General features: G+C 71.7%; 10 protein-coding genes. 2 read left to right on the top strand and 8 right to left on the bottom strand.

Features of this window, described 5'->3' with window-relative positions; translation table 11 throughout:
• Positions 1–89: 89 nt before the first annotated feature.
• The 4 genes from OHS58_RS21380 to OHS58_RS21365 form a co-directional block, all read right to left on the bottom strand.
• Positions 90–542 carry a MaoC family dehydratase gene (locus OHS58_RS21380; RefSeq protein ID WP_328649588.1) on the bottom strand — a complete coding sequence of 151 codons (453 nt, stop codon included), beginning with the start codon at positions 540–542 and terminating at the stop codon, positions 90–92.
• Between the two features lie 5 nt (positions 543–547).
• Positions 548–1,309, bottom strand: coding sequence for a 3-oxoacyl-ACP reductase FabG (fabG, locus tag OHS58_RS21375; RefSeq protein ID WP_247049388.1), 762 nt, complete (start codon positions 1,307–1,309; stop codon positions 548–550).
• A 251-nt stretch (positions 1,310–1,560) separates the two neighbouring features.
• The gene (locus OHS58_RS21370) at positions 1,561–2,352 is read right to left on the bottom strand and encodes a hypothetical protein (RefSeq protein WP_328649587.1); all 792 of its coding nucleotides are present in this window, start codon (positions 2,350–2,352) and stop codon (positions 1,561–1,563) included.
• Entirely contained in the window at positions 2,258–2,959 is a 702-nt protein-coding gene (locus OHS58_RS21365) for an nSTAND1 domain-containing NTPase (RefSeq protein WP_328649586.1), read from the bottom strand. Before OHS58_RS21365 ends, OHS58_RS21370 begins: the two co-directional genes overlap by 95 nt.
• Before the next feature lie 187 nt (positions 2,960–3,146).
• Between OHS58_RS21365 and OHS58_RS21360 the strand changes: the two genes are divergently transcribed.
• Positions 3,147–3,419, top strand: coding sequence for a hypothetical protein (locus tag OHS58_RS21360; RefSeq protein ID WP_326948016.1), 273 nt, complete (start codon positions 3,147–3,149; stop codon positions 3,417–3,419).
• 208 nt (positions 3,420–3,627) lie between these two features.
• On the opposite strand, the gene OHS58_RS21355 is transcribed toward OHS58_RS21360, so the two are convergent.
• Positions 3,628–4,332, bottom strand: a complete 705-nt coding sequence (locus OHS58_RS21355; RefSeq protein ID WP_328649585.1) for a hypothetical protein — start codon at positions 4,330–4,332, stop codon at positions 3,628–3,630.
• A 177-nt stretch (positions 4,333–4,509) separates the two neighbouring features.
• Here OHS58_RS21355 and OHS58_RS21350 point away from each other — a divergent pair, with 177 nt between their 5' ends.
• Entirely contained in the window at positions 4,510–5,712 is a 1,203-nt protein-coding gene (locus OHS58_RS21350; RefSeq protein ID WP_328649584.1) for a glycosyltransferase, read from the top strand.
• Positions 5,713–5,874: 162 nt separating this feature from the next.
• On the opposite strand, the gene OHS58_RS21345 is transcribed toward OHS58_RS21350, so the two are convergent.
• From OHS58_RS21345 to OHS58_RS21335, 3 genes are read right to left on the bottom strand one after another with little or no spacing between them, the layout of a single operon-like run.
• Entirely contained in the window at positions 5,875–8,637 is a 2,763-nt protein-coding gene (locus tag OHS58_RS21345) for an amino acid adenylation domain-containing protein (protein WP_328649583.1), read from the bottom strand.
• Between the two features lie 38 nt (positions 8,638–8,675).
• The gene (locus OHS58_RS21340) at positions 8,676–9,500 is read right to left on the bottom strand and encodes an SDR family oxidoreductase (RefSeq protein ID WP_326948020.1); all 825 of its coding nucleotides are present in this window, start codon (positions 9,498–9,500) and stop codon (positions 8,676–8,678) included.
• A complete protein-coding gene (locus OHS58_RS21335; protein WP_328649582.1) occupies positions 9,497–10,213 on the bottom strand; it encodes a thioesterase II family protein in 717 nt (238 codons plus the stop codon). The genes OHS58_RS21340 and OHS58_RS21335 overlap by 4 nt, the downstream gene beginning before the upstream one ends.
• Positions 10,214–10,219: the final 6 nt, after the last annotated feature.

Raw genomic sequence — 10,219 nt, 5'->3', positions numbered from 1 at the left:
GCGATGATACCGACCAGTCGGTATGTCGTACAGGGACCAGGCCCGAAGCGGCACTTTCACGTGAAAGTGCCGCTTCGACGGCGCGTGCGTCACGCGAGGAAGCGCGTCACCCATTCGGCGACGCACGCGGGCTTCGCCGCACCCTCGATCTCCACGGTCCACCGCGACACCGCCTGCTTGCCGCCCTCGATGTCGGTGATCTCGACCAGCTCGGCCCCGGCACGCACCTTCGAGCCGACCTTCACCGGCTGCGGGAAGCGGACCTTGTTGAGGCCGTAGTTGATGCCCATCTTGATGCCGTTGACCCGGTAGATCTTCGGGCCGAACGCCGAGAGCAGCGAGAGCGTCAGGAAGCCGTGGGCGATGGTGCCGCCGAACGGGCCCGCGGCGGCCATCGCCTCGTCGACGTGGATCCACTGGTGGTCGTCGGTGGCGTCGGCGAACTTGTTCACCCGGTCCTGGGTGATCGTGTGCCAGTCGCTGTAGCCGAGGTGCTCGCCGACCGCGGCGGCGAAGGCGTCGAGGTTGTCGAATTCGCGCATCCGCCTCAGTCCTTCGGTCCGCCGGCGACGTAGATGACCTGGCCCGAGATGAACCCGGCGCCGTCGCTCACCAGGAACGACGCCAGGTTGGCGATGTCGTCCGGCGTGCCGACGCGCTGCACCGGGATCTGCGACGCGGCGGCCGCCTTGAAGTCGTCGAACGACATACCGATCCGCTCGGCCGTCGCCGCCGTCATGTCGGTGGCGATGAAGCCCGGGGCGATCGCGTTCGCCGTGACGTTGAACTTGCCCAGCTCGATCGCGAGGGTCTTGGTGAAGCCCTGCATGCCGGCCTTGGCCGCGGAGTAGTTGACCTGGCCGCGGTTGCCGAGCGCCGAGGTGCTGGACAGGTTGACGATCCGGCCCCACTTCTCGGCCGTCATGTGCTTCTGGACCGCGCGCGTCATCAGGAACGAGCCCTTGAGGTGGACGCCGAGCACGGAGTCCCAGTCCTGCTCGGTCATCTTGAAGATGAGGTTGTCGCGGGTGATGCCGGCGTTGTTGATCAGCACGGTCGGCGCGCCGAGCTCCTCGGCCACCCGCGCGACGGCGGCGTCGACCTGCTCGGCGTCACTGACGTCGAGCGTCACGCCGACGGCCTTGCCACCATCGGCGACGATCGCGTCGGCACCCTGCTTGACGCCGGCCTCGTCCAGGTCGAGCAGCCCGACGGCGAAGCCGTCAGCGGCCAGCCGGGCGGCGACAGCGGCCCCGATGCCACGGCCGGCCCCGGTGACCACGGCGACACGGGAAGGGGAATCGGTCACGGAGGACCTCCTCGTCGTTGAGAAGCGGGTTGGTTGCCGCTCGCGAGCCTACTAAGCGGTTGGTCACCGAGGCTACGGACAGCGCCCGCTATTTCGCTGCCAAAGTTACGCAGGTTCCCGGCCTCTCGCCTGGTCGAACCCACCCGGTGGCCTGCGTCACACCCACCTGGTGGCCTCCCAAGGCCCGGGCCGGTACGGCTCGCCTGCGCGTCGAGGTGGTCACGACGACGGGCCGTTCCGGTCGTGCGGGACTACGCCGGGTTCTCCGCGACGGCGAGGTAGTCCGTGTAGATCTGCGGTGAGCCGGAGAACGAGGCCAGCTGCTTCCACTCCTCGTACATCTGCTTGGTGTCGCGGTGGGCGGACGCGAACTCCGCGGCCTCGCCGGTGGCGATGTCGGGCTCGGGGTAGAAGACGTCCAGCGCGTCCAGGCCCGCGATCTCCATCATCATCACGTACTGGTCGAGGCGGTTGCCCCGCTCGCCCTTGAGCACGTGGAACCGCCAGTCCGGGTAGTCGTCGATCCGGTGGTGGTTCTCGGCGATGAAGCGGTCGAACACCTCCTCGGTCACACCGGCGCGCAACGCCAGGTTGTGGATCCCGACGACCCGGGCGACGGGCTCCTCACCCGGCCGATCGCGGTAGCGGGGGCCGGGCGTGACCGTGCTCCGCGGATTGTCGGCCAGCAGCCGGTAGTCGGTGAACAACGTCGGCAGCTCACCGAACGTGCCCAGCCGCCGCCACCGCGCCAGCACCGCCTCCGCTTCGGGGTGCTGCGCCCAGAACAGCCGGGCCGGCTCGGTCTGCTCACCCCGGGCCGTGACGTAAAGGTCGCGCTGCTCGGCGCTCTCGATCTCGTACAACATCAGGTACTGCCCGGTCCGCTCTCCGCGCAACCCGCGCAGCAGAGTCCACCGCCACCCCGGGTACACGGGCAGGTGAACGCCTTCACCACGCACGAAGGTCTCGAACTCCTCCGGCGTGACACCAGCCTCGGTGTCGATGGCGATGTACTGGAAGGTGAACACCGACAAGCGTCCCAATTGCGCGTCCAATCCTCGGGCCGGGAAAGGGATCGCGCGTCCGACGAGCACGACCCCCGCACCACATCCTGCCCGCTCCAGAGCAACGGGGCCCGCCAGCCCTCGGTCTCGATCTCCGACGCAGTGGTGCCCACGAGCGGAGCGCGAGTTCTCCCATCGGGTGCGCGCCGGGGGTGAACAGAACGATCGGCCCAGCACTATCCATCTCCTCCAGCGCCGGGACGAGTCCCGCGCGCAACACGGACGACTTGCCTGCTCCGGAGGGCCCGAACACGGCGAGGAAACGCTGCCGCCGAAGCCGGGCGACGAGGTCGTCGACCAATCGCTCGCGCCCGAAGAACCGTCCGGCGTCCGAAGAGCGGTACGCGGCCAGGCCGACGTAGGGCGCGGTGGCGGCAGCCTGGTCGGCGTGTTCGAGTTCGAGGTCGTTCAGCTCGGCGGAGACCGCGTGCCACCGACGTTGCCACTCGGCCCGGTCGCCGTCGCAGGCTGTGACGTACGCCAGCGTGACCGCCAGGCTGGGCAGCCGGCGACCGCCTGCGGCGTCGGACAACGTCGTCGACGAGAAGTGCGCTAGCCGAGCCAGGTCCCAACGGTCGCTCTGCACGTGGCATAGCTTGTCCAACCCCTCCCCGGGTCAGTTGCCGATTGTCCGGGTGTTGATGTCCGGCGTCCAGGCTCCGGCGCCGGACAACCCGTCCGCACTACACCGATAAACGTGCGTCGCGAATCGCCGCGGCGCTGCCCGCTCCGGTGAAAGGAACGGTGTGTTGCGACCTGCTACTCGGCTGGGAGTGCCCCTCGCGTTGATGGCGGCCATTGCCGCCACGACGACCGGTGTCGCCTCGGCCGCGCCGCCTGGCGTGGTGTTTCCCCCTGCTCGGGCCGTGGGGTGGAGTACGACGACGGTTCAGGTCTTCCACCGCCAGGTGGTGGTGTCGACGCAGGGCGGAGCGAAGCAGGTGATCGTCATCATGACCGGCACGATCCGCAAGATCACGTGGACTTGGCGAACTGCACCGCCAAGCCCCCTGGTCGCGTCAACAGTCAGTGGGCGATCGTTCTGACCTTTGGTCACCACCTGGCCCAGCGTGGCACTGCCGAACCGAGCCGGCCAGGAGCTGACGGTACGCCACGCTTACGTTGAGCGATCCGGCTTTCTGTACGGGCGTTCTGGCAGCAGTTGCCTTCCAGTCAGCCGTGCCGGTAACCGTCAGCGAGCTGAACGTCGAAACCCGCCCGTGACACCGTGACGGCCGCTCGTCGGCCACGCGGTCAGCCGGCGGCGGTGTTGTAGTTGACGATTCGCTCCACCATGAGGGCGACCGCGCCGGTCAGTGGGCTGGCCGTCTCCTTGCGCACGACGTCGGGCAAGCGGTGCGCTTGCTCTTCAGTGACCGTCACGATGCCCCAGCACGCGTTGTAGCCGGTGGGATCCGCGGGCTTCTCGGCGGCCGCCTCGACGGTCACGGCGCCGTCCCGTTCGGCGACGGTCAGGGCGCCCATCTGCCGCAGTGTCTCGGGATCCCGCTCTTCGACGGCCACCGCGGCCCAGCCCGCCGCCGCTGTCCGCTGCAGCGCGGTGAGCAGCACGCCGGCGCTGCCGGCGCCGGAGACAACGATGTCAGGCAACATGAGGGCCACTGGTCCCGTCGTCATCGGCAGGGCGGACCGGATCGCTCCGTCGAGCGCCGGTGCGAACGATTCGTCCTGGTAGACGAAAACGAGCTGGAAGATCCCGGCGTACCGCGCGAGGTACCGCACCGTGTCCAGCTTGTGGGGCCGGAACACGACCACCACGCGCACCGTGAGCCCGCTTCCGGCCAGTTCGACGGCGGTCTCCAGGCTGCGGTCGAGCACCGTGACGCCGGGAGCCAGGCAGTGCAGCTCCTTCGGGTAGGGCGCGCCGAAGCGCGACCCGACCCCGGCGCAGGGCAGGATGATCGAAACGTCGGGGCGGGGTCGGTCCGAACCGTGCATCGCGTGGCCCTCGGGTCGTGGGGACGATCGGAAAACGTTGCGCACCCGACCGTAGCCAGCCGGGGACGGCCCCCGGCGAGAGGGCGCGGTGATCGACTCGCGCCGCGGCACGCGCCGTAAGCTGCTGCCGCACACCCGGCCGTGGCCGGCGGCCCGGCGGAACGGAAGAGGGCGCGAATGCGGGTGCTGTTGTCCACCTACGGGACGCGTGGCGACGTCGAACCGCTGGTCGCGCTCGCGGTGCAGCTTCGGGCGCACGGCGTCGAGGTGCGGCTGTGCGCTCCACCCGACGAAGAGTTCGCGGAGCGGCTGGCCGGCCTGGGCGTGCACCTGGTGCCGATCGGACCGCCCGTGCGCGAGCTGATGCGCGCGACACCGCCGTCGGCGGCGGAGCTGGCGCGGTACCGGACCGAGCTGGTCGACGCGCAGTTCGGCATCCTCCCGGCGGCGGCGGAGGGGTGCGACGCGCTGGTGGTGGCCGGCCTGGCGCAGGTCGGCGCGCGGTCCGTGGCCGAGGCCGCGGGGATCCCTTACGTGTACGTGACCTACGCCGCGGTCAACCTTCCCTCGCCGCACCACGCGCCGCCGCCGCGGCCGGGCTGGCCGGAGCCCGCCGGGGACGACAACCCGGCGCGGTGGGATGAGGACGCCCGCCGGGTGAACGAGCAGTTCCGCGAGCCGCTCAACGGCCATCGCGCGGCCCTCGGCCTGCCCCCGGTGGACGACGTGCGCGCCCACGTCTACACCGGCCGGCCGTGGCTGGCCGCGGATCCGGCCTTGGGGCCGTGGCCGGAGACCCCGGGGATCGACGTCGTCCAGACGGGCGCCTGGAGCCAGGCCGACGAACGCCCGCTCCCGGCCGGCTTGGAGACGTTCCTCGACGCGGGCGCGCCGCCGGTCTACGTGGGCTTCGGCAGCATCCGGCCGTCGCCGGACATCGCCGCGTGGGCCGTGGCGGCGGCCCGCGCCCGCGGCCGCCGCGTGCTCGTCGCCCGCGGCTGGGCGGACCTGGACCTGGCCGACGGCCGGGACGACTGCTTCGCCGTCGGCGAGGTCAACCAGCAGCGCCTGTTCGGCCTCGTGGCCGCGGTGGTCCACCACGGCGGCGCGGGCACGACGGCGACCGCGGCCCGGGCGGGCGTGCCGCAGGTCGTGGTGCCCGTCCAGCTGGCGGACAACCCGTACTGGGCCGGCCGGGTGGCGGAGCTGGAGGTCGGCGCGGCACTCGACGGCCGGACCGCGACCAGAGCGTCCCTGGACGCCGCGCTGGAGACCGCCCTCGCCCCCGAGACCCGGGCGCGGGCCACGGCACTGAGCACCCGGATGCGCGCCGACGGCGCGAAAGTGGCCGCGAGCCTGCTGATCGACACCATCCGGTGAGCGAAGCGGCTGGTTTCACCGCATCAAGGCCTGCAGTGGGGATGTTCAGGCCGTCCGCGTGACCGCCGGCCGCCGCCCGTGAGGATCTCGCCGGACGATTTCGCTGTCGACATCCAAGCGTTGACGATGCCGAGGCGCGCGAAACGCTGGTTTAGCGGGCAGTCAGTGGCCGCCGTTGGGTTTCAGGGCGTTTGTCAGCTTGCGGATGGTCGGGTTCAGGTACAGCTCGCGCAACGGCAAGGCGGGCAAGCCTTGCTGTTGCATCGCGGCGTCCAGGCGGACCGCGTAGAGCGAGTTGCCGCCCAGGCTGAAGAAGTCGTCGTCCGGTTCTACCGGTTTGCCCAGCACCTCTGCCCAGATCTTCAGCATGGCCGGGTCGACGTCGTCGGCGCTGTCTGGGCGTTCGGAGGTGGAGTTGTGGGTGAACTCCGGTTCGGGGACGGCTGCCGTGTCGAACTTGCCGTTCGGCGTGAGGGGTAGCTGGGGTAGCACCGTGATCGTGGCCGGGAGCATGTGTTCCGGGAGGAGTTTTGCCGCCCATCGGCGGATCGCTGTCGTTGTGGTGCTGTCGGTTACTACGTAGGCGTCCAGGCGTAGTGCCGCGTTGTCTCCCGTGTCGCGGCCGCCGACTACCACCGCGGCGTCGTGGACGCCCGGGCACTGGCGGAGGACGCCGCGGACTTCGCCGGGTTCGATGCGGAACCCGCGGATCTTGACCTGGTCGTCCAGCCGGCCGAGGTGTTCCAGGCGGCCGTCGGGCAGCAGGCGGCCTCGGTCGCCGCTGCGGTACATGCGGCCGCCCGTGATCGGGTCGGGCAGGAATCGCTCCGCCGTGAGGGCCGGTCGGCCTAGGTAGCCGATGGCTACTCCGGCGCCGCCCACGTGGATCTCGCCGGGTGCGCCTACCGGTAGGTGACGGCCGCGTTCGTCCAGTACGTACAGGTGCCAGCCCGGCAGTGCGGGTCCTACCGACCGGGAGCCGGAAAGTGCTTCGCGGCGGGTGATCGTCTGCGCCGTCACGTGCACCGTCGTTTCGGTGATGCCGAACATGTTCACCAGCCGGCACCGGCTCTCGGGGTAGCGGTCGAACCACCCGCGCAGCGGGGCGGGATCCAGCGCTTCGCCGCCGAACACGACCAGCCGCAGCGGCAACGGCGTGAGCGGCGCCCGGTCGGCGGCCATCAGCTGGGCGAACGCCGACGGCGTCTGGCTGAGGACGGTGACCCGCCGTGACGCGAGCAGCGCGCGGAACTCGGCCGGGGACCGGGAGACCCAGTACGGCACGACGACTAGGTGGCCGCCGGTGAGCAGCGCGCCCCAGATCTCCCACACGGAGAAGTCGAACGCGCTCGAGTGGAACAGCGTCCAGACGTCGTCCGGGCCGAGCCCGAAGTCGCCGGTGGTGGCGGCCAGCAGCGCCGGCACGTTGCGGTGCGGCACCACGACGCCTTTCGGCCGGCCGGTGGAGCCGGACGTGTAGATCACGTACGCGGCGTCGTCGGCACTGCGCGCCGGAACCGGAAGTTCCCCGGTACCAAGGGAAAGCGCTGCCGGTGACACCCACTCGACGTCGCTCGCCGGGAGTTCGGCGGTCGCGGCCACCACGAGCCGCAGGTCCGCGTCCGCGACGGTGCAGGCGAGGCGGTCCCGGGGGTGGGCCGGATCCATCGGCACGTAGACCGCGTCCGCCTTGAGCACGGCGAGCAGCGTGGCCACCAGGTCCAGCCCCCGGTCGAGGCAGACGCCCACCCGGTCGCCGGGGCGCACCCCGTGCTCGACGAGGCTCGCGGCGAGGCGGGTGGACCGGTCGTCGAGTTGTTCGTAGGTCAGGGATTCGGCTTCGCAGGACACGGCGGTCGCGTCCGGCCGCTCGGCCACGCGGCGGGCGAAGACCCGCTCGATGCGCTCCGGTTCCCGGCCGGGCTCCCGGGACGGACGGCCGAGTGCGGCGAGGGCCGCGGCTTCCGCGTCGTCGACGAGGTCGAGGTCCCGTGGGTCGCGTTCCGGAGCACTCGCGAGCACCTGGGCGTAGACCCGGGCGAGGTGGGTGGCGAACCGTGCGGCCGAGGCATCGTCGACGTCCGTGAGCCGGTGGTGGACGGTCACGGTCAGCTGACCTGTGGTTGTGCGGGGGACGAGCGTCAGGGGGCACAGCGGGGCCTGGCAGGCGACGTACCCGTCGGCGGTCTGTCCATTCGCGACGATTGCGACGGCCTGACCGGCGGGCCGCGCTGCTGGGGCGGGGTCCGCCAGTTCGCCGAGGGTCGACTCGCCCGAGAAGTCCAGGGACGGCACCGAAAAGCGGTCGAACGCACCGAGAACCGCGGCCGGGCGGTCCGGTTCCGGGGCGCACAGCAGGATTTCCTGCGTCGTCCGCCCGGTGTACCGGCTGAGCACCAGGCCCGCCGCTACGACCAGTGCCGGTACTGTGCCGGAGCCCGCCGCGCCGAGTACGACGTCCACCTGGCCACTGCGGTCACCCGCCCGCGGATCCGAGGTGGCCCAGGCGGTTTCGCCGTCATCCCAGTCGGGGTCGACGGACGGTGCCGGTGGTGAGATGTCCGCGGCCGCGCGGGTGCCCGTGACGACGTCGGCGATGAGGCGTAACGACGTGAGGTCCAGTGCCTGCCGCCGGGCGACGAGCACCAGGTCGGCCGATCCGTCCGCGTAGACCAGGCACACGGCTCGCAGCACCGGGCCGCCCGGCTCGATCGGCCGGTGCAGTTCGGCGTGGAGCCGGCGGTCAGCCGCGGGAGAACCGGCGGGCGCGGGGACCGGGTCCAGCCACAGCCGGGGCGGGCGGGCCGGCCACCACGCCGTCGCGGCGGCCCGGAACGCGGGCTCCGCGTCGGCCGGCAGGTGGGGGAGGCGGACCCGCAGGGCGTGGCACGATGCCCGGGGCGACCGGGATGCCTTACTGGACAAGGAAACCCTCCTGGGAGTGCACGGCGTCGGAAGCCGGGTCATCGAGCGGTGAAGCCGCCGTCCACGGTCAGGACGCTGCCGGTCACCTGCCGGGACTCGTCGGAGGCGAGCCACACCGCGGCGGCCGCGACGTCGTCCGGTTCGATCAGCGCATTCATCGGCTGCGCCTGCAGGAAGGTCGCCTCGTGCTCGGAGACGGGGACCGCCAGCGACCGGGCGATCTCCGAGAGCATGCGGCCCTCGACGGCGTCGTCGTCGCGGACGGACCCCGGGCACAGCGCGTTGACCCGCACCTTCGCGGGGGCGTAGTCGAGCGCGACGGCCTTGGTGAGCCCGATCAGCCCGTGCTTGGCCGCGACGTAGCCGGCGAAGTACCGGTACCCGACCAGTCCCGCCGTCGAGGCGATGTTGACGATGCTGCCCGACCGCCGGCCGACCATCCCGCCGGCGACGGCGCGAATGGCGCGCCACGCACCGGACAGGTCGACGTCGATCATCAGCTGCCACTCCTCCTCGGCGATCTCGTGCGCGGCCTTGCCCGAGGGCGCGGCGATCCCGGCGTTGTTGACCAGCACGTCGATCCGGCCGAACCGCTCGACGGTGTCGGCCACCGCGGTCACGATCCCGGGCAGGTGCCGCACGTCGACGTGGTGCGTCCGCACGGCGACGCCCTGGTCGCGGCACAGGTCGGCGGTGAGGGCCAGCTGGCTCGCCGAGCCCAGCGGGTACGGGACGCCGTCGAGGTCGCCCGCGATGTCCAGCAGCACCAGATCGGCGCCCTCGCGCGCGAACGCGGTCGCGCAGGCGCGCCCGACGCCCCGGGCGGCCCCGGTGACCACGATGACCTTGTCCCGCAGTCTCATGGCGCGCTTTCCCCGGCGACGGCCAGTTCGCCGGCGAGCAGGCCGAGCACCTCCTCGGCGCGGTCCACCAGGTACATGTGGCCGCCGGTCAGCTCGACCGAGCGGAAGCCGGCGGTGCTCGCCCGCGCCCACTCGGCGATCCGGGCGGCACTCACCAATGCGTCGTCGCGCCCGCGCAGCGCGGTCACCGGGATCGGCAGCGTCACCCCGGCGTCCGGGCGGTAGTTCTCGTGCATCTCGACGTCGGCCCGCAGCATCGGGAGCAGCATCGAGCGCATCTCCGGGTGCCGCAGCGTCGGGTGGGCGTAGCCGGAGAACCGCTCGACCTGGGCCAGGAACGCGTCGTCGGGCAGGCCGGTCGCCCGGCTTTCCCGGCCGCTCCACGGCCCGGGGGAGCCGCTCACGAAGAGCCGGGTGAGCGGCGCCCCGAGCCGGTCGAGGCGCCGGGCCAGCTCGAACGCGAGCACCGCGCCGAGGCTGTGCCCGAACAGCGCGATCCGCGCGGCGCCCTCGATCCGCTCGACGACGGCGGGCAGGACGTCGTCGAGCGCGCGGCCGACGTCCGCGTGCGGTTCGTCGACGAACCGCTCTTCGCGGCCTGCGAGCTGGACCGCGACGACGTCGAGCGATTCCGGCGCCAGGGGTTGCCAGGCCCGGAAGAACGACGCGCCCGCGCCGGCGAACGGCAGGCAGATCACCGTGGTTTCGCGCACTTGCTT

The sequence above is a fragment of the Amycolatopsis sp. NBC_00348 genome, assembly GCF_036114655.1.
In the GTDB taxonomy this organism is placed as follows: domain Bacteria; phylum Actinomycetota; class Actinomycetes; order Mycobacteriales; family Pseudonocardiaceae; genus Amycolatopsis.
This window is presented reverse-complemented; position numbering and strand designations above follow the sequence as displayed.